Source organism: Hymenobacter algoricola (assembly GCF_039539525.1).
In the GTDB taxonomy this organism is placed as follows: domain Bacteria; phylum Bacteroidota; class Bacteroidia; order Cytophagales; family Hymenobacteraceae; genus Hymenobacter; species Hymenobacter algoricola.
Genome location: NZ_BAABDH010000101.1, coordinates 15,304 through 34,769, shown reverse-complemented (window position 1 = coordinate 34,769; position 19,466 = coordinate 15,304). Strand labels below are relative to the sequence as shown.

At 64.8% G+C, this 19,466-nt stretch carries 12 protein-coding genes; 7 read left to right on the top strand and 5 right to left on the bottom strand.

Annotated elements, in window-relative coordinates:
* Positions 1 to 161 precede the first annotated feature (161 nt).
* The 3 genes from ABD842_RS15635 to polA form a co-directional block, all read right to left on the bottom strand.
* Positions 162 to 1,157 (bottom strand): YpdA family putative bacillithiol disulfide reductase, encoded by a 996-nt coding sequence (locus ABD842_RS15635; protein ID WP_345115924.1) that lies wholly within the window; start codon positions 1,155 to 1,157, stop codon positions 162 to 164.
* 57 nt (positions 1,158 to 1,214) lie between these two features.
* Positions 1,215 to 1,634, bottom strand: coding sequence for a DoxX family protein (locus ABD842_RS15630; RefSeq protein WP_345115921.1), 420 nt, complete (start codon positions 1,632 to 1,634; stop codon positions 1,215 to 1,217).
* Positions 1,635 to 1,760: 126 nt separating this feature from the next.
* Positions 1,761 to 4,631, bottom strand: coding sequence for a DNA polymerase I (gene polA / locus ABD842_RS15625; RefSeq protein WP_345115918.1), 2,871 nt, complete (start codon positions 4,629 to 4,631; stop codon positions 1,761 to 1,763).
* A 121-nt stretch (positions 4,632 to 4,752) separates the two neighbouring features.
* On the opposite strand from polA, the gene ABD842_RS15620 reads away from it, so the two are divergent.
* The gene (locus ABD842_RS15620) at positions 4,753 to 7,224 is read left to right on the top strand and encodes a T9SS type A sorting domain-containing protein (RefSeq protein ID WP_345115915.1); all 2,472 of its coding nucleotides are present in this window, start codon (positions 4,753 to 4,755) and stop codon (positions 7,222 to 7,224) included.
* A 129-nt stretch (positions 7,225 to 7,353) separates the two neighbouring features.
* Complete coding sequence (locus ABD842_RS15615) at positions 7,354 to 9,915, top strand: T9SS type A sorting domain-containing protein (RefSeq protein ID WP_345115912.1); 2,562 nt, start codon at positions 7,354 to 7,356, stop codon at positions 9,913 to 9,915.
* 107 nt (positions 9,916 to 10,022) lie between these two features.
* Here the strand turns inward: ABD842_RS15615 and ABD842_RS15610 are convergent, their stop codons facing one another.
* Positions 10,023 to 11,282 (bottom strand): hypothetical protein, encoded by a 1,260-nt coding sequence (locus ABD842_RS15610; RefSeq protein WP_345115909.1) that lies wholly within the window; start codon positions 11,280 to 11,282, stop codon positions 10,023 to 10,025.
* Positions 11,283 to 11,456 (bottom strand): hypothetical protein, encoded by a 174-nt coding sequence (locus ABD842_RS15605; RefSeq protein ID WP_345115907.1) that lies wholly within the window; start codon positions 11,454 to 11,456, stop codon positions 11,283 to 11,285.
* 100 nt (positions 11,457 to 11,556) lie between these two features.
* Here ABD842_RS15605 and ABD842_RS15600 point away from each other — a divergent pair.
* The 5 genes from ABD842_RS15600 to ABD842_RS15580 all read left to right on the top strand — a co-directional run bounded on the left by ABD842_RS15600 (position 11,557) and on the right by ABD842_RS15580 (position 19,398).
* Positions 11,557 to 12,653 (top strand): IS3 family transposase gene (locus tag ABD842_RS15600; protein ID WP_345115905.1). Its coding sequence is split into 2 segments (ribosomal slippage): positions 11,557 to 11,806 and positions 11,806 to 12,653, totalling 1,098 coding nucleotides; the frame shifts between segments, so codons are not numbered across the junction.
* A 212-nt stretch (positions 12,654 to 12,865) separates the two neighbouring features.
* The gene (locus ABD842_RS15595) at positions 12,866 to 15,397 is read left to right on the top strand and encodes a T9SS type A sorting domain-containing protein (RefSeq protein WP_345115902.1); all 2,532 of its coding nucleotides are present in this window, start codon (positions 12,866 to 12,868) and stop codon (positions 15,395 to 15,397) included.
* 99 nt (positions 15,398 to 15,496) lie between these two features.
* Positions 15,497 to 16,105: a DUF1684 domain-containing protein gene (locus ABD842_RS15590; protein ID WP_345115899.1), complete on the top strand. Its 609-nt coding sequence runs from the start codon at positions 15,497 to 15,499 to the stop codon at positions 16,103 to 16,105.
* 29 nt (positions 16,106 to 16,134) lie between these two features.
* Complete coding sequence (locus ABD842_RS15585) at positions 16,135 to 16,749, top strand: 3'-5' exonuclease family protein (protein ID WP_345115896.1); 615 nt, start codon at positions 16,135 to 16,137, stop codon at positions 16,747 to 16,749.
* 177 nt (positions 16,750 to 16,926) lie between these two features.
* Positions 16,927 to 19,398 (top strand): T9SS type A sorting domain-containing protein, encoded by a 2,472-nt coding sequence (locus ABD842_RS15580; RefSeq protein WP_345115893.1) that lies wholly within the window; start codon positions 16,927 to 16,929, stop codon positions 19,396 to 19,398.
* Positions 19,399 to 19,466 lie beyond the last annotated feature (68 nt).

The following is a 19,466-nucleotide window of genomic DNA, read 5'->3' as shown; positions in this document are numbered from 1 at the left end:
GCTCTGCAAAATCCCCGCTTCCAGATGTGAAGCGGGGATTTTTTTGTTTACAGCAGTGCCGGAAGCGCTTCGAAATCAGGTTCCCGACTCAGGAGTCGGGAACCTGGGGCCTGCCATTCACTGCGGTCTAAGCGCCACTTGTCCTCGGCCGGCGGGCCGTTTCATCGGACGCAGGCAGCCTCACCCAGCGGAGCGAACAGCTGGGCGGCAATGACGGCGGCGTGGTGCCGGCCGTTTTCGATAAACCAACGGCTGGTATTCAGCCCGCCGCACACAGTGCCGGCCATGTACACGCCGGGGCGGTTGGTTTCAAACGTCTCCTCGTTGTGCCAGGGGGTGCGGGCGGCATCAGTGCGGCAGTCGATGCCCAGGGCCGTGAGCAGGCGGTAGTCGGGCTGGTAGCCGGTGAGGGCGTACACGAAGTGGGCGGGCACGGCCTGCGGGCCGTCCGGCGTAAGCACCTGCACCGCGTCGGCGTCAATGGATTCGATGGTGGTGCTGAACAGCGCCCTGATGCGGCCTTCGGCAATGCGGTTGAGCAGGTCGGGCCGGATCCAGTATTTCACCGACTCGGAAATGGCCGCGCCCCGGACCAGCAGCGTAACCCGCGCCCCAGCCCGGGCCAGCTGCAGGGCCGCTTTGGCCGCCGAGTTTTTGGCCCCGATGACCACTACCTCCTGCCCGACGTGGGCGTAGGGCTCCTTGTAGTAGTAGCTTAGGTGGGGCAGCTCCTCGCCCGGCACGCCCAGGCGGTTGGGCACGTCGAAGAAGCCGGTGGCCACGACGATGAACCGCGCCGCCAGCCGGCCTTTGGTCGTCACGACTTCGTAGGCACCGGGCGTGCCTTCCAGCGCCAGCACCTGCTCGTAGAGCCGCAGGGTCAGGTTTTCACCCGCGGCCACGCGGCGGTAGTAATCCAGGGCGTCTTCGCGCAGGGGCTTGTAGTGGGCCGTGGGAAACGGGTAGCCGCCAATTTCGAGCAGCTCGGGCGTGGAGAAAAACTCCATGTTGGTAGGGTAGCCGACCAGGGAGTTGACCAGCGCCCCCTTATCAACAACGCAGACGGTAAGGCCCCGGCGCTGAATTTCCAGGGCGCAGGCCAGGCCCACGGGGCCCGCCCCGATAACGACGGCATCAAAAGAAACGTCAGGTGTCATAGGCAGTAATACCCGCTTCGGGGCCAAGGTGTTTTTGGCTGAGCCGAGGCCGCGGGCTTACCGCTTCTTTTGCAGGATCTTAAGTGCCCCCGTCGACCACAGGGCCCAGCCCATCAGCACCGGCTGAAAGAACAGGCGGCCGAGCCGCTTGGCGTCGGTATCGAGGCCGAAGGCGGAGAGGTGGTGGGTGTATTGGTGGACGTTGCCGGGAAAAACGGCCGCGTAGAACGCCGCCAGCCCCAGGCCCATTTGCACCCGCCGCCGCTTGGCCAGCAGCAACGCCAGGCCCAGGCCAATTTCTGCTACGCCCGACTGCAATACGACCGTGTCCTTGCTCAACGGCACGAAATCGGGGACCTGGGCCTGGAAATCCTGCCGGGCAAAGGTGAGGTGGCCAACCCCGGCCACGACCATAAAGGAGGCCAGACCAATACGAGCTAGATTCTGGAGGGTGGTGGTAGGAGCATGGTGGGGCATAGGATTGATTGCAAAGTGAGCAAACGACAATGCCAAGCTATACGGAAGGATACGTATTCAGCCGCAAAAAAGCCCGTCAGGGGCCGGTAGAGGCAACCTGACGGGCTTCTAAAGTGGTTGGTTTGCTTAGTGCGCCTGCAGCCAGTTCGAGCCCGTGCCTACTTCCACTTCCATCGGCACGCTCAGCGGCAGGGCGCCAATCATCAGCTCCTTGATGCGGGGTATTACGTAGTCGGCTTCCGACCTGGGCGCGTCGAAGACCAGTTCGTCGTGGACCTGCAGGATCATGCGGGTGCCCAGGTTTTCCTTTTGCAGCCACTCGTGGATGCGGATCATGGCAATCTTGATGATGTCGGCGGCCGTGCCCTGGATGGGGGCGTTGATGGCGTTGCGCTCGGTGAAGCCGCGCAGCGTGGCGTTGCGCGAGTTGATGTCGCGCAGGTAGCGGCGGCGGCCCAGCAGCGTCTCGGCGTATTCCAGCTCCCGGGCCTTGTTGATGCTGGCGTCCATGAAGGTTTTCACGGCCGGAAACTCCTGGAAGTAGGCGTCGATGATGTCGACGGCTTCCTTGCGGCCGATGCCCAGGCGCTGGGCCAGGCCAAAGGCCGAGATGCCGTAGATGATGCCGAAGTTCACGGTCTTGGCCTTGCGGCGCATCTCGCCGTCCACGGCTTCCAGCGGCACCTTAAATACCTTGCTGGCCGTGCTGCTGTGAATGTCGATGCCGTTGCGGAAGGCCTCAATCATGGTCGCGTCCTGGCTGAAGTCGGCCATGATGCGCAGCTCGATCTGGGAGTAGTCGGCGGCAATGAGCACATGGTCGGCGTCGCGGGGCACGAAGGCCTTACGGATTTCGCGGCCCTTCTCGGTCCGGATCGGGATGTTCTGCAGGTTGGGGTTGGTGCTGCTCAGGCGGCCGGTGGCCGTCACGGCCTGGTTGAAGCTGGTATGCACGCGGCCGTCGGCCTCGCAGACCAGCTGGGGCAGGGCCTCCACGTAGGTGCTGCGCAGCTTGGTGAGCTGGCGGTACTCCAGGATCAGGCCGGCAATGGGGTTGTCGAGGGCCAGCACGCTCAGGATTTCCTCGCCCGTAGCGTACTGCCCGGTCTTGGTTTTCTTGATCTTGCCCCCGCCCAGGCCCATCTTGTCGAACAGCACCTCGCCCAGCTGCTTGGGCGAGCCGATGTTGAATTCCTGCCCGGCGGCGGCGTAGATCTGCTGCTCCAGCTCCGTGATGTAGCCCTGGAGCTGGGCCGAGTAGTCGCCCATGGCAGCCGAGTCAATCTTCACGCCCTCGTACTCCACGTCGGCCAGCACCGGCACCAGCGGGTTTTCCACCTCATTGAGCAGCCTGAGCAAGCCCAGCTCCTGCAGCCTGGGCTCAAAGACGTGCTTGAGCTGCAGCGTTACGTCGGCATCCTCGCAGGCGTAGTTCGACACGTCGGCGGGGGGCAGGTCGGCCATCGTCTTCTGCTTTTTGCCCCGGGGGCCAATCAGCTCGGTGATAGAAACCGGCGTGTAGTGCAGGTAGGTTTCGGCCAGCACGTCCATGTTGTGGCGCATGTCGGGCTCGAGCAGGTAGTGGGCCAGCATGGTGTCGAACAGCGGCCCGCCGATGCGGATGCCGTAGTGCTTGAGGATGGTCAGGTCGTACTTGATGTTCTGGCCTACCTTGACGATGCCGGCGTGCTCGAGAAACGGCCGGAACTCATCGACCAGGGCCTGGGCGGCGGCGGCATCGTGCTGGGGCACGGGCACATAGTAAGCCTCGCCGGGCAGCCAGCAGAAGCTCATGCCTACCAGCCGGGCCGTCATCGTGTCGAGCCCGGTGGTTTCGGTGTCGAAGCTGACTTCGGTCTGCAGCAGCAGAAACTTCAGCAGCTCCTGGCGCAGCCGGGGCGTTTCGATGAGGTGGTACTGGTGGGGTACTTCGGCCAACGTGCGGCGGGGGCCCTGCGGGCCGGGCCGCGCGTCCTCGTCGTCGTCGATAAACTCGGTGATGCCGGGCGCCGGGGCAAACAGCGAAGCCTGGTGGCCGGCGCCGGTCGGAATGCTGCTCTTGGTGCCCTTGGCGGGGCTGATGGGCACGGCCGTGCGCGTGGGGCCGGTTTTGAGCACCCGGGCAGCCAGCTGCCGGAATTCCAGCTCATCGAACAAAGCCGTGAGCCGGACCTCGTCGGGGGCAGAGCAGCAAAGCTGCTCGGGCTCGAAGGGCAGGGGCACGTTCACGTGGATGGTGGCCAGCTCCTTGCTCAGCAGGCCCTGCTCGGCGAAGTTGCGCACGTTTTCCTGCTGCTTGCCCTTGAGCTCATCGACGTGGGCAATCAGGTTTTCGACCGAGCCGTACTTCTGAATCAGCGTCTTGGCCGTTTTCTCGCCGATGCCGGGAATGCCGGGAATGTTATCGGAGGCGTCGCCCTGCAGGCCCAGGATGTCGATGACCTGCTCGGCGCGCTCAATCTCGAAGCGCTTGAGCACGTGGTCGAGGTCCAGGATTTCGGCCGCGTTGCCCATGAAGGCGGGCCGGTAGATCTTGATGCGGTCGGTGACGAGCTGGCAGTAGTCCTTGTCGGGCGTCATCATGTACACCTCCTCGAAGCCGTGGGCCTCGGCGCGCTGGGCCAGGGTGCCAATGACGTCGTCGGCCTCGAAGCCGTCCAGAATCAGGATGGGAATGTCGAAAGCCTCGATGATCTGCTTGATGTAGGGAATGGCCGTGCCGATGTCCTCAGGCATGGCCTGGCGCTGGGCCTTGTAGGCGGGGAACTGCTCGTGGCGGAAGGTCTTCTTGGGGCCGTCGAAGGCCACGCCGATGTGGGTGGGCTTCTCCTTCTGCAGCACCTCCACCAGCGTGTTGGTAAAGCCCAGGATGGCGCCCGTGTTCATGCCCTTGGAGTTGATGCGCGGGTTTTTGCTGAAGGCAAAGTGGGCGCGGTAGATCAGGGCGAAGGCGTCGAGCAGGAAGAGCTTGCGAGGAGCAGCGGGGGCGTCGGTCATAGCGGGGCGAAGGTAGCCGCGGGAAGGCGAACTATAAGTGGGCGGAAAGTCTAAATGCAGTACTTTTAGTTGCTAGTACTTCTTATTGTCACTGCTTATGACTTCTCTATACTCGGTAGGTGTGCGTGCTGTTATCTTAATCAGTTTACTATTAGCAAAAACAGCGGTGCTGGCGCAAAGTACGGCTGCGCGGGTCGACTCTACTTTCTGGTTAGATGCGCAGCAGTACGCTCAAATTTATGCCGTGCAGCCTCTGCCAGACAGCAGTTCGCTAGTACTGGGCAGCCAGTGGTATGCTGATGGGAGCTTGGCTAGCAACTTAGTGCGGCTGCTGCCAGATGGGCTGCCAGACCAGGCTTTTCAGCAACAACTCGGCGGCCTGGAGCTCGGGCAGGCATCTTATGGGCAATTGATGCCGCGGCTGCTGCGCTACCCGGACGGACGGATACTGGTCATTGCCCCGGACCGAGTAAAGCTCGTCAGTTACCCGCAGCTCAACGGCCCGGTTGTGCGCCTGCTGCCCGATGGCCAGCCTGATCCTGGCTTTGTGATGAACTTGGGAGGAAGTCGTATGCCCAACCTGCGGGCCGCAGCCCTGCAGCCCGATGGCAAGATTCTCCTCGCCGGCGACGGGGGAACCACCGGCCCGCGGCTGATTCGATTGAATGCAAACGGCAGTCTGGATACGGGCTTCAATCCGCTCATCGGCACCGCCCGTGCCACTGACGCCGTCAATGCGGTGGCCGTGCAGCCCGACGGCCGTATTCTGGTGGGCGGCTTTTTCAGCGCGCCCGGCAACGCTCTGATCCGGTTACTGATCAATGGGCAGCCCGATGCCAGCTTCCAGGCCGGCGTGGCCGGTGGTGCCGATGTGCAGGAGGTATTGTTGCGTCCCGGCGGCCAGATTCTGGTGGTAGCCCGGTCCTCCGTAGTTATTCAGGGCCATACGGCCGGTATTCAGCAGTTGCTTGCATCCGGCCAGCGCGACGTCAGCTTTCAGGCCCCACCTGCTTATGGCGTCATCGCCCAGCCCAATGGTCAGCGCGCCCACTTGCTGCCCGACGGGCGCTTGCTGGTGCTACCTGCCCAACCCGTAGCCAACGCGGCGCCCATCCGCCTGCTCGCAAACGGTCAGCAGGATGTGACTTTTATGCCCACCGGGCGCCTGCCCCTGGTTATGCAGGGCTCGGGACTGGATGCGGCCGGCAACATGCTTATCTATGGGCAATACAATCACAAGGCCGGCTTGCTGGGCTCCTTACAGCGGCTGCTGCCCTCCGGGCAGGTCGATGCGCAGTATCGGCCGCAGCTCTACCGTCCCGGCTACATCAGGCGGATGCTGCGCCTGGCGGATGGTCGTACCCTGCTGGTCGGCCGCTTCGACGTTCTGGGCAACGTACGGGCAGGTAATGTCGCCTGTCTGTTGGCAAACGATGAATTGGATACCGCTTTTACGCGGCGCAGCCCGTTTGTAGATGGCCCGGTAGAACGAATAGCCGTGCAACCTAGCGGACGGATTCTACTGGGCGGCGGGCTTGTAGTGCAGGCCCGGCAAACCTGGAACAGCCTCGTCCGAATTCATTCTGACGGGCGACTGGATACCACCTTTCAGCGTGTTGTCGTGAGTGGCTATGCCCTACAAGCCCTAGCCGTGCAGGGCGACGGCCGTATCGTTATCGGCGGCATACTGGCCACTGCGTACAACGGCCGGTGGTTTGCCCGCTTGGGGGTAAATGGCGCATTGGATAATACGTTTTTGATTTCCCTGACCTTGGATAGTTGGCTGCGCGGCGGCAACCAAGTGGCCGTGCAGCCGGATGGGCGCCTGCTGCTGGCCGGCCAGCAAATTCATCGGGTCCTGCCCAGTGGCCAGTACGACCCGACTTATCAGGCTACGGAGGTAAATGCTCACAGATCCCTTTTGCTGCAGGATATGGTGCTTCAGACCGACGGCAAGCTGGCCCTGTGCGGGCAGGTACCAACCTCTGCGCTTGGGCAGCGCGGAACCATTGCGCGGCTGTTGGCTACGGGGCGGCTCGACACAACTTTCCGTGACCATTTATCCGCGCAGTTTGACGCCCGCAACTTGCTGCCGCGGGCTGGCGGGGGGCTATGGGTGGGCGGCTATTCCCGCTCAGCCGTAACGGCCGGCCTGGGGGTGGTGCGAGTTAATCCGGACGGCTCGCTTGATGCTCTGCTTCCCGTCATACCCGGCTACGGTAGCGTATATGCCTGTAGTGAGACCTCAGGAAATAGGATGCTGCTGGGGGGGGAATTTGTGTATGCTCCCAATGCCACCCGACAACAACTGGGTTTGCTGCGCCTGACCAATGCAGGAACAGCGCTGCCTGTAGCGCAAAAAAGGAAATGGCGCGTCCTGCAGGTATACCCCAACCCTGCCCGCCACGCCGCCACGCTCACCGGTACCACTCCGGGCACCGTAGTACAAGTGCTCGACGCCCTGGGCCGCGTAGTCACCTCGGCTCCGGCCGATGCTACGGGCACGGCCGCGCTGCGGCTGCCGGCCGGGCTGGCGGCCGGCGTGTACGTGGTGCGGGCCGGAACTGCGGCCGCGCGCCTGGTGATAGAGTAAGGTGTACCGGCTACCAGACCTGGAGGATGCCGTCAGCAAACCAGGCCTGAGACGGACAAGTATTGCCTGTTGGCCGGCCGTCCCGTTACTTTGCTGCCCTTTAGTGCTGCTACCCTGACCACTATCCCGATGAACCATCTTTTTCGGACCGCCGCGCTGGGCGCCGTCCTGCTATTCAGCGCCGCCCCCCTCAGCCACGCCCAGACGCTTGACCCGGCTTTCCCGGTAACCGACGTGTACCAGCCCGCCACGGTGCGGGCCCTGCTGCGGCAGGCCGACGGCAGGTACGTAGTCAGCGGCAATTTTATTCAGGCCAACGGCGTGGCTTCCCCGCGAATGGTGCGCCTGAATGCCGACGGTACCCTGGACCAAAGCTTTACCACGCTGGCCGCCGTGCAGACGGCCCCCGTAGGGCTGCGGCAGCTGCCTTCGGGCCGGCTGCTGCTGCTGGGCAGCGGCACGCTGAGCGTAGCGGGGCAAAGCTTCCGCAACCTGGTGCAGCTGAACGCCGACGGTAGTCTGGGGCCGGCCCTGGCCACGGGTACCGGCAGCAGCGGGCTGGCCAAAGTGGTGCGGGTGCAGCCCGACGGCAAAATCCTGCTCGGCGGCACGTTCACCGCCTTCAACGGCGTAGCCAGCCCCAGCTTTGTGCGTCTGAACGCCGACGGCAGCGTGGACACGCAGTTTGCGGCCAACCTGGGCAGCGGCTTCACCGGGGAAGTGACCACGATGCTGGTGCAGCCCGACGGCAAGATCGTGGCCGGAGGGCGGTTTCAGAACTTCAACGGCACCGGCCGCCGGATGCTGGTGCGCCTGAACGCCGACGGCTCCTACGACGGCAGCTTCACCCCCGTCGTGAATGGCCCTGCTTACGCCTACGTCGCCCACCTGGGCCTCGACCCGCGCACCAACAACCTGATTATCGAGGGCTCGGGCCTGCAGACGCCGGCCGGCAACTTCCAGTTTCTGCAGCGGCTCACGACGACCGGCACCTACGACCCGCAGTTCAACCCGGCCTCGGGCCAGGCCACCTGCTTCGCCACCGACTACAGCGGCAACGACCAGCTGCTCGTCGACGACCAGGGCCGGGTGCTGCTGGGCAGCTGCTTCGAAAATTACTATGGCGCCCCGGCCCCCGTCAATTCCAGCCTGGTGCGCCTGCTGCCCACCGGCACGCTGGACCCGAGCTTTGCGCCCGGCCCCAACCTGCTCGGCACCATCAACAGCCTCGTGCTCCAGCCCGACGGCAGCGTGGTGGTGGCGGGCAACCTGAAAAACGCCTTTGCTACCATCGGCACCAGCCTGGTGCGCCTGACCAGCAGCGCCCAGCCCGACCTTACCTTCCGGGCCGACCTGCTCGCGGCGGGCTACGTCAACACCCTGCTCAGCCAGCCCGACGGCAAGCTGCTGGTGGCCGGCCGCTTTACCAGCGTCAGCGGGCAGCCCGCCGGCAACCTGCTGCGCCTGAATCCGGACGGCTCCCGCGACGCGGCCTTTGCCGCAGCCGGGCCGGATTATACCGTGGAGTCTCTGGCCCTGCAGACCGATGGCAAAATCCTGGTGGGCGGCCGGTTCAGAAAGGTAGCCGGCAATGCGGCGCCCCTGCTGGCCCGCCTGCAGCCCGGCGGGCAGTTCGACCCTACGTTCAGCACCGGCTTCATCCCCAACGGCACCGGCAGCACCGTCAGCGCTCTGGCCGTGCAGCCCGACGGCAGCGTGCTGGTTGGGGGCACTACGCTCAGCTTCACTGGCACCTTCGGCACGGCCCTGCACCGGCTGCTGCCCACGGGGCAGACCGACCAGACCTACGAAGCCAACCTGACCGCCTCCCCGGTAAAGCAAGAGCAGGTGCTGAGCCTGGCCCTGCTGCCCGACGGGCGCCTGTACAGCAGCAGCTTTTTCTACGCCACCAACCCCACGCCGGGGCCGGTGCTGGTGCGGCGCAACCTCGACGGCACGCTTGACCCCTCCTTTACGGTGCCTACGGTGGCCAGCGGGGCCTGGGTGCAGCAGGTGCTGCCGCTGGCCGGCGGCAAGGTACTGGCGGCCGGCAGCTTTGCCAGCTACAACGGCGCCGCGCGCATGGACCTGGCTCGCCTGAATGCCGATGGCAGTGTGGATGCCAGCTTTGATGCCGGCCTGACGGCGGGAGCCACCCTCAGCCAGGTAACTGTGCAGCCCAATGGGCGCCTGCTGCTCAGCTCCAGCCTGTCGCTGCGGGTAGGCGGGGTAAGCAAAGGCCCGTTGGTACGGCTGCTGCCCGACGGTGGGCTGGACAACACATTTGGCGCCGGCCCCGCGCTGGTTACCGGCGCGGTGTACAGTACCCTGGTGCAGGCCGACGGCGGTATCGTGGTGGGCGGGCAGTTCAGCCAGGTCGATGGTCAGCCGCGCCTGTCATTGGCCCGCCTCACGGCGCCACAAGTGCTGGCAGCTGCGCCTTCCGCCCTGGCCGACGCCACCACCGAAGCCTGGCCCAACCCCGCCCACGATGTGCTGCACCTGCGCCTGAATCCGGCGCTGCGCCCGCAGCAGGTGGCGCTGCTGGACCTGACGGGCCGGATTGTGCGGGAGCAAAAACACTTGTCAGCCACCGCCGACGTGCCGGTGCAGCACCTGCCGGCCGGGCTGTATCTGCTGCGCGTCACCTGTGCCGACGGCCCGGTAACGCGCCGTATCGTGGTGGAGTAGCCGCCTGACATTCAGAAGCCGGGGCGCTGCCCTGCCCGTTCCGCCCTAGCGGCTCGATTGGCAGCGCAGCGCCCCGGCTTTTTAACGGACAACCCTTTGACCGAAGCTTATAAGGCCGGCTTCACCTCGAAGCTGACGCTGGTGCTGCCGGCCTGCCCGTTGGGCGCCAGGCCCTGCACGACCAGCAGGTAGCGCCCGGCCTGGTCGCCGGTGTAGAACTCCAGCGGGCGGGCCGCGCCGCCGGTCGTGGTGATATCCGGATTCCAGTACAGCAGGTTGCGCAGGTCGGGCAGGCGGCTCTGCAGCTGCTCGGGCGTCTCGTAGTGGGGGGCGTAAAATTCGCGCTGGTACTGCAGCCCTTCGTACTGCTGCACCAGCACCCGCGCAGCGAGGGGAAAGCCTTCGAGGTCACCCTTGTAGGTGGTGTAGCTCACCACGCCGTCGTAGATGGACGGGCCGTGGAAATACCGGCTGTCGAGCACTTCCAGCTTCTGGATCTTGAGCGGGTCCATGGCCATCATCTTGTTGAGGTTGAAGATGGGTACGCCGTCGAGCAGCACCAGCGGGTTTTCCGACAGCAGCGTCTTGTTGACCTTGTCGAGCACCATGAAGTGAAAGCCGTCTTTGCGGGTGCGGACCACCACGCCGGGCACGTACTCGCGCATTACCTCTTCCAGCACCTTGAAGCGGGTGTACTTGTCGAGCAGGTACACCTCGTCGGGCTTGCCATAGAAGGCCATGCTGTCGACGGCCGGGAACCGGTAGCGGTTTTTGTACTTGCCGGAGTAGATGTTCTGCACCTGGGCCTGGAAGTGGCGGCGGGTGAAGGCGGCCTCAAAGCGGGCCGTGGGCGCCGCGTAGGGCGCGGGGGCCGTCAGGTCGTACTGCGGGGAAAAGGCCGGCAGCAGCTCCACGCGGCTGGTGCTGTCCTGCTTGGGGTCCGTCTGCACGACTACGTCGCGGGCCCCATAAAAGTCATTCAGCTCAAACTGGACGAGTCCGGCCGCATTGCTGGTAGCCGGATTCAGCCGCACGATGCGGCTGGGCGCCGACAGATACGTGGTGATGCCGGGCACGGGCTTGCCGGTACCCGCCTGCACCACCCGGCCGCGGGCCAGTGGCCCGTTCAGCTCGGGCAGGAACTCGAAAGCTACCGGCGCGGGGGCCAGCACCTGCGCCCAGCGGAAGCGGCTCCAGCCCTGGGTAAGCATCAGGTTGTCGGTGACGGCGGCCACGTCGGGGTTGGTCGGGGTGAAGTAGTAGGCCGCATCCTCCACGGGCCCCTTCAGGTCGGCATTCAGCCACAGGTAGCGGTAGATGTCGGCGGTGGGTGCCGTCGTCAGCGAATCGAGCCGGTAGACGGCCATCTACAGGCTGGCACCGGCCGGCCGGGCGTCGGTAGTGGCGGTGGAAAGCTGCACGCTCACTTTGTCGCGAATCGTGTACTGGGCCTTATCGGCCCGGGCCGTAACCGCCAGCGGCGCCCGGGGCGCCTGGAAGTAGAGCCGCTCGCCTAAAGGCTGCTGCTGCTCATTGAACACGGTAAAGTGCGAGATGCCCTCTGTAAGCTTCCCCCCAAAGTGAGCCAGTCAAAAGTAGAGAGAAGTAGTAACTTTTCACTTCTTCTATTTTCAACTGTTCATGAAAAAAAGCCGCTTTAGCGAAGCCCAGATACTGGGTATTTTGCGCCAACAGGACCAGGGCCAGACGGTGGTTCAGATTTGCCGGGAGCACGGCATCAGCGAGCCCACCTTTTACGCGTGGAAAAGCAAGTTCGGGGGCATGAGCGTGAGCGAGTTGCAGCGCCTCAAGCACCTGGAAGAGGAAAACCGCCGCCTCAAACAGCTCTACGCCGAGTTGAGCCTGGAACACCAGGTTATCAAGGAGGTGTTGCGAAAAAAGTAGGTACCCCCACGGCCCGGCGCGCGGTGGCCCACTACGCCTGCGGGCGGGGGCTGAGCCAGCGCCAGGCGTGTGCGCTCGTGGGCCTGGCCCGCGGCAGCTACGCCCCGCCCCCGGGTGGGGGCCGTGGGGGGCTCCAGCCCGCCGATGCCGACCTGGTTGCCCGGCTGCGGGCGCTGGTGAAGCGGCACGGCGGCTGGGGCTTTTGGAAGTACTACTACCGGCTGCGCAAACTACGGATTGTGGTTAATCACAAACGCTTGTGGCGTATTTATCAGCTAATGCGCTTACAACTGGGCAAGCGGCGGAAAAAGAAACGCCTGCCCGAGCGGATAAAACGGCCCCTGGAAGTACCTGCGCAGCCCAACGTGTGGTGGTCGCTGGACTTTATGAGCGATGCGCTGACCGACGGTCGCCGCTTTCGTACCCTGAACGTGGTCGAGGACTGGAACCGGGAAGTGCTCGGCATGGAGGTCGATTTTTCGCTGCCCGCCACGCGGGTCGTGGCCTTGCTCACCACCTTGGTCCGCCGCCACGGCAGCCCGGCCCGCATCCGGGTCGACAATGGCCCCGAACTTATCAGCCAGGTGTTACAGGCCTGGTGCCAGGAACAGGGGATTGACTTGCACTGGATTCAGCCGGCGAGTCCGACGCAAAACGCCTATATTGAACGCTTTAACGGCTCTTTTCGCCGGGAGCTGCTCAACGCCTATCTCTTTACCAGCCTCCGCCAGGTGCGCGAACAGTGCTTGAGCTGGCAGTACGATTATAATCATCTGCGGCCCCATGAGGCCCTCAACTTCTTAACCCCCATTGAGTTTCGCCAAGCTGCCTGACCTCTGGTTTTGACTGGCTCACTTTAAGGGGGAGCTTACAAAGCAGTAGCCGGCCCGCCGCACCCCGCGGACCCGGCCGACACGAGCAAACGCCGCTGCGCTCAATGGGCCGGGCCGGCCGCGGGATATTTGCCGGGGCGGCTCCTTAATTATCCGGGCTATTCTCTAGCTTTAAGCACTATTTGCCCTCATCCACATTCTTTACTCGTTTCATGAAATTACTTCGACGCATCCCCCTCACTTTATTGCTGTTGCCCCTGCTGGCCCGCCCCGCGGCCGCCCAGGCAGTAGACCCCACCTTTAGCCGCCAGAGCCTGTACGCGCCCGGCTCGGTGTATTCGGTTCGGCAGCAGGCCGATGGCAGGCGCCTGGTCGTGGGAGCCTTCACCCGGGTCAATGGCACTCCGGCTACCAACCTTGTCCGGTTCGATGCTTCCGGCGCCCTGGATCAGCCGTTTACCCAGAATCTGAGCGGCGCCAGCGGTGCCATCAAAGCGCCGCAGCTGGCCAGCGGCAAATACCTGATGGTGGCCTTCAATAGCGCGCTTACGGCCGGCGGCCTCGGCCGCCAGAGCCTGCTGCGACTCAACAACGACGGCACCGCCGATGCGGCTTTCGATGCGGGCCTCGGGGCCACTGCCAACGGCAGCTCCTCCTTCGTCGATGAGGTAGCGGAACAGCCGGATGGCAAGATTGTCGCCGTCGGGTTTTTCGACACCTTCAACAGCAATACCGCCGGCAACATCACCCGGCTCAATGCCAACGGAACCCCGGACGTGAGCTTCAGCGCCGGCCTGGGCGCCGACGACGAGGTCGTGACCGTGACGCTGCAGCCCGACGGCAAGATTCTGGTGGGGGGCTTTTTCACCAGCATCAGTGGGCAGGTGTGCAACGGGCTGGCCCGGCTCAATGCCAACGGCACTTTCGATACCAGCTTCTTCTCCCCCCTGCAGGACTTCAGCTACGTGTCGCAGATTACCCGGCAGGCCGATGGCAAGCTGCTGATCAGCGGCAATAGCCTGCTTAGCGGCGGACCTGCCAATGGTCTGGGCCTGGTCCGGCTGAATCCCAATGGCTCCGTCGATAACACCTTCTCGGCGCCTGGCTTCGACTCCGGCAGCGTGGGGGCCGTCTACTTCGATACGACCGTGCTGCCCCAGCCCGATGGCAAGATTATCGTGGGCGGCCGGCTCAGCTCGAGCGGCAGCAGCCCCGGCAACGGTGTGGTCCGCCTGAACGCCGATGGCAGCCTGGATGCCTCCTTCCAGGCGGGCAGCGGAATCAACTCCCAGATCGGTCAGATCAACTCCCTGTTTCTGCAGGCCAACGGCACGGTGCTGGTGGGCGGCAGCTTCTCCGTCTTTGGTACCCGCGACGATACGCCCCTGGTGCAGCTGACCAGCACCGGCGCCCTGGATCCTTCCTTTGCCCCCACCATCCAGCGCTCCGGCATCGTGCTGGCCCTGGCTCAGCAGCCCGACGGCAAGCTGATCATCGGCGGCAATTTCACGGAGATAAACGGCCAGCGGGCCCACCGGCTGGCCCGGGTGAATACGGACGGCACCCTGGATGCCGGCTTTACGGGCAGCATCGGGTCGATTCCCTTGTCGGTGCACAGCGTGCAGGTGCAGCCCGACGGTAAAGTAGTAGCCGGTACGTCGAACTCGGTGCTGCGCTTTCAGCCCGGCGGTTCCCCCGACAACGGCTTTTTTGCCGGGGCCTTCTCGGGCCTCAACCGCGTAGTGCTCCAGCCCGATGGCAAGATCCTCGCCGGCGGCAGCTTCACCTATTCGGGCCCCGTCACTACGGCCACCATGGTGCGCCTGAACGCCACGGGCAGCGTAGACCCGACCTTCAGCGTGAGTGCCAACGCCTTCCCCAGCTTCGGCACGATGTCCCGCACCAGCACCTTCGCCCTGCAGCCCGATGGCAGAATCGTCGCCGCCAGCCTCTTTGCAGGCAGCAGCAGCAGTGAGCTGCACATTGTGCGATTCCTGCCCACCGGCGCGGTCGACAACACCTTCAACAGCACCTCAACCGTGACCAATCTCACCTTTCCCGGCACGGTCAACGCGCTGACGCTGCAGCCCGACGGGCAGATTCTGGTGGGCGGAGTGTTCACGGCTTACGGCAGCACGCCCCGCGCCAAAGTTGCCCGCCTGAGCCCGACGGGCGTTCTGGACGCCGCGTTTGCGCAAAATCTGACCCTGACCGGCACGGTATGGACCCTGGCGGTGCAGCCCAACAACCGCATCCTGGTGGGCGGCTCTTTCTCCAGTACCACTATGCCGGCTAACCTGGGCCGGCTGCTCGCCTCGGGGCAGGCAGATGCGTCCTTCGGCAGCACGGTGCAGCCCAACGGCATTGTCTATGCCCTGGCGGTGCAGCCCACGGGGACCATTGCAGTAGCGGGGTCCTTCACCTCGGTCGGGGGCCTGCCGACCATCGGCCTGGCCCGCATTACGGCGTCGAATGTGCTGCGGATGGCGGCGCCGGCGGCCGTAGCGGCCCGCACGGCAGCCTGGCCCGTCCCGGCCCACTCCGTGCTGCACGTCCAGCCCGATCCGACGGCTCACCCGCTGACGGTGGAGCTGGTTGATGCTCTGGGCCGGTCGGTGCGGCAGCAGGCGGCTATGGCCGGCGCCGAAGTCGGCCTTAGCGTAGCGGGCCTGCCCGCGGGGCTGTACCTGGTGCGCGTGGCGTATACCGAAGGCACCGTGACCCGCCGGGTGGTGGTAGAGTAGGCAACCCCGCCAGCGTTTGTAAGTTTGCCGCCGCACCACCCTGGTGCGGCGGCTTTTTTTTGGCCACTTCCCATACCCTGCTCCTCGCTCAACTTGTTCTTGCTGGTCTTGCTGCTGGGCCTGAGCCCTGGTGGCCGGGCCCAGACCACGCCCCGGCTGCCGGCGGCGGCGCACGCCCGGGAAGTGGCCGCGTTTCGGCAGGAGCTGAACGCCGAGTACCGCGACCCGGCCCGCTCCCCGCTGCCGGCAGCCGCCCTGGCGGCTTTTCGGGAACTGCCCTTTTTTCCGGCCGACTACCGCTGCTACGTGGAGGCCAGGTTTGTGCGCGACTCCACCGCCGCGCCGTTCCGGATGAAAACCACCGGGCTGCGCGAGCCGGAATACCGCAAGTACGGCGCGCTGCACTTTGTGCTCGGCGGGCAGGCCCTGCAGCTCACCGTGTACCAAAGCCTGGATCTGCTGCGTACCCCCGGCTACGAGGACTACTTGTTTGTGCCCTTCACCGACCTGACCAACGGCCACGAAACCTACGGCGGCGGCCGCTACCTCGACTTCCGCATTCCGAAGGCCGCGGTGGTGGCGCTGGACTTCAACCGGGCTTATAATCCGTACTGCGCCTACACCAGCGGGAAGTACTCGTGCCCGGTGGTACCGGCTGAAAACCGCCTGCCCGTAGCCGTGCGCGCCGGCGTCCGCAGCGACCATTAAGCTCCGCCTCGTCTTTCCTCCTGCTCGTTATGCGCTACGTTTCCCTCGACTTAGAAACCACCGGCGGCCACGCCGACCGCCACCAGATCATCGAGCTGGCGGCCGTGGTAGAAGATACCCGCCGGCTGAGGCCGCTGGCGGAGCTGCCGGCTTTCCGGCGCGTGGTGCGCCACCCCGACTACGTGGGCACGGCCGGCGCCCTGGCCCTGAATGCGGGCCTGCTGGCCGAGCTGGCCCGCCCGGGCGACAACCCGGAGCGCTGTACGGCCCCGGAGCTGGTGGCGCAGCTGCACGGGTTTCTGCTGGCGCAGGGCTTCAGGGCCGACAAGCACGACTGCGTGGTGGTGACGCTGGCGGGCAAGAACATCGGCTCCTTCGACGTGCCCTTTCTGCGGCAGCTGCCGGGCTGGGGCACGCTGGTGCGCCACGAGCCAGCCCTGCTGGACCCGGCCGCCTTTTACCTGAACTGGCGCAAGGACACCCGCCTGCCCACGATGAGCATCTGCAAGGCCCGCGCCCGCTTCGCCGACACGGCGGTGGCCCACCAGGCCCTGGCCGACGCCCTGGACGTGGTGCAGCTGCTGCGCCCGTTTTATGAGCTGCCCTTGTACCAGCAAGCACCGCCGGACGCCGCGGCACAATAGCAGCGCCGGAGCTGGACTATGGGTTTTGGCAGGTAGCAGGTACGGCGCAGATAGCCAGTCTGCCGGCGGCCCCGGACCACCAATGGCCGCTTCGGGGGGCGGGGCTGTTGGCGGGCAGCTGATGCGGCCTGCGGTCCGGCTCCTTAACTTGCGCGAAACTATTCTTCCCTGTAACTCATGAGAATATCCTTACTCCGCTTCTTCGTCTTTGGGCTGAGCATACTCCCCGTAGCGGTGGCCGTTGGCCAGACGCTCGACCCCGGCTTCCAGCCCACCGAATTGTACCGCCCGGCGCCCGTAAAGGCGGCGGTGCCCCAGCCCGATGGGAAAACCCTGGTCCTGGGCGTATTTGCCCGCACCGAAGTTGGGCCCGACCGGCTGCTGCTCCGCTACAATGCTGATAACAGCCTCGACCAGGCTTTTTGCGCCAACGTGGCCACGCTGCGCGGCGACGTGAGCAACGTGCGGGTGCTGGCTTCGGGCAGGCTGCTGCTCATCGGGGAAGGTACGCTGACGCTCGGGGGCCTGACCCGGCAGGATCTGCTCCAGCTTAACGCCGACGGCACGGCTGATGCGGGCTTCGACGCGGGCCTGGCCAGCAGCAGCGGTGGGGTGGGCCGGTCTTCGGCCGTGCAGCCCGACGGCAAGATTCTGGTGGGCGGCTCCTTCACCAGCTACAACGGCACCGCGGCCCAGCGCCTGGTGCGCCTGCTGCCCACCGGGGCCGTGGATGCGACCTTCACTGCCGGCACCGTGTTCAACAATTCAATCGAGGATGTGGCCCTGCAGGCCGACGGCAAAGTGCTGGTAGGTGGCGTTTTCACGGCTCCCCATGGCATTGCCCGCCTGCTTCCCAGCGGGGTGCTCGACAACACGTTTGCTTCCCCCCTGGTAAGCGCCAACAGCCGCATCACCATGATCGGGGTGCAGCCGAACGGAAATATCCTGCTGGGCACGGGTGGCTTCTACATGCAGTTTACCGACGGCACCCGGTCCGTGCTGAGCCGGCTGCTGCCCGATGGCACGCGCGACCCGGCCTTCGCCGTGCCGAGCTTCGGTGCTTATTCGCCGGTGTACGATCTGTACGACTCCAACGAGTTCCTGATTCAGCCCGACGGCCGGATTCTGGTGGGGGTGCAAGGCCGGGTTGGGGCGCCACAAAAAGACTGGCTTATCCGGCTCAACGCCAACGGCACGCGCGACGCCACCTTCGCCTCGGCGCTGGCGGGCAGCGACTTTCCCACCCAGGTGCATTCCCTGCAGCAGCGGGCCAACGGGCAGCTGCTGATTGGCGGCACCGGCTTCCTGCTCAACGGGCGGCGCGGCGACGTAGCGCTGCTGAATGCGGATGGGAGCCTGGACAATACCTTCAGCCCGGCTCTGCTGGCCGCGGGGCACGTGTACAACCTAGCCCAGCAGCCCGATGGCAAAGTGCTGGTTAGCGGCTTATTCGACGAAGCGGCCGGTATCCGGACCCGCAACGTGGCCCGATATAATGCCGATGGCAGTCTCGACGCCGCCTTTACCGGGCAGGCCGCTACCAACTTTATCGTGTATCAGATGGTGCGGCAGCCTGATGGCAAGGTGCTGCTGCTGGGCTCGGTGCCGACAACCCGACCGTACGCCGGAAATTTCATCGTGCGGCTGCTGCCTACCGGGGCCATCGACAACTCGTTTCAGGCGCCGCCAGCCCTCGACGTGTACCAGATAGTCCTCCAGCCGGATGGCCGGATCGTTATGACGAATGGCCTTACCATCAGCCGCCTGACGGCCGACGGCCAACTGGATTCTACCTTCCCAGTGAGCGAATCCGACGGCTTCGTATACACTCTGCTGAGCCAGCCCGACGGTAAAATCCTGGTGGGTGGCTCCTGGGACGCGTTCAACTCCCAACCTGTGCGGGCTTTGGTGCGCTTGCAGGCCAATGGCCAGCTCGATACCAGTTTCTCTTCCCCTATTCAAACCACTGCCACCGTCGAAGTAGCCGAGCTGCTGCTTCAGCCCGACGGAAAAATAGTAGCCGGGGGCTACACAGATGCCAGCATGACTCCAGCCCAGCAGGCTTTTGGCTTGTTTCGGATGCTGCCCGACGGGGCTACCGATAATGCCTTTGTCAGCAGCCTGCCGGTCAGCATCAACAACATCGGGTTTGTGCGCGGCCTGACCCTGCAGCCGAACGGCCGCCTTCTGGTTGCTACATTCGGCGCGGGCGTGGTTCGCAAACTCGCCAACGGCCAGCCGGATCCATCGTTCAGTGCCCTGGCCCTCAATGGCGACGTGGAAGATATACTGGTCCAGACCAACGGCCGGATTCTGGTCGGCGGCTACTTTACCAGCGTCAATGGGCAGCGGGCCCTGGGCTTGGCGGGCCTGAGCGCGTCCAACGTATTGGGAACCAATGCCCGCCAGATAAATGCACCCACCGACGTCTGGCCTAACCCCGCCCACGAGGTGGTGCAGGTGAAGATGGATGCGGCGGCCCGCCCGCTGAGCGTGGAGTTGCTGGATGCCGTTGGCAAAGTGGTGCTGGCCCAGCCCGCCGCTCAGTTGCAGATGAGCCTGCCGCTCCGCACGCTGAAGCCGGGCGTGTACCTGCTGCGCGTGAACTACGCCCGCGGGCCGGTCATGCGCCGGGTGGTGATTCGCTAACGGACCTTCCGCTAAAACAGGAACGGCGACCCAGATGGGCCGCCGTTCCTGTTTTAGGGTTGGCAGGA

Coding starts and splice junctions, on each gene's coding strand:
- ABD842_RS15635 (WP_345115924.1), bottom strand. CDS start 1,157: ATGACACCTGACGTTTCTTTTGATGCCGTCGTTATCGGGGCGGGCCCC.
- ABD842_RS15630 (WP_345115921.1), bottom strand. CDS start 1,634: ATGCCCCACCATGCTCCTACCACCACCCTCCAGAATCTAGCTCGTATT.
- polA (WP_345115918.1), bottom strand. CDS start 4,631: ATGACCGACGCCCCCGCTGCTCCTCGCAAGCTCTTCCTGCTCGACGCC.
- ABD842_RS15615 (WP_345115912.1), top strand. CDS start 7,354: ATGAACCATCTTTTTCGGACCGCCGCGCTGGGCGCCGTCCTGCTATTC.
- ABD842_RS15610 (WP_345115909.1), bottom strand. CDS start 11,282: ATGGCCGTCTACCGGCTCGATTCGCTGACGACGGCACCCACCGCCGAC.
- ABD842_RS15595 (WP_345115902.1), top strand. CDS start 12,866: ATGAAATTACTTCGACGCATCCCCCTCACTTTATTGCTGTTGCCCCTG.
- ABD842_RS15585 (WP_345115896.1), top strand. CDS start 16,135: ATGCGCTACGTTTCCCTCGACTTAGAAACCACCGGCGGCCACGCCGAC.
- ABD842_RS15580 (WP_345115893.1), top strand. CDS start 16,927: ATGAGAATATCCTTACTCCGCTTCTTCGTCTTTGGGCTGAGCATACTC.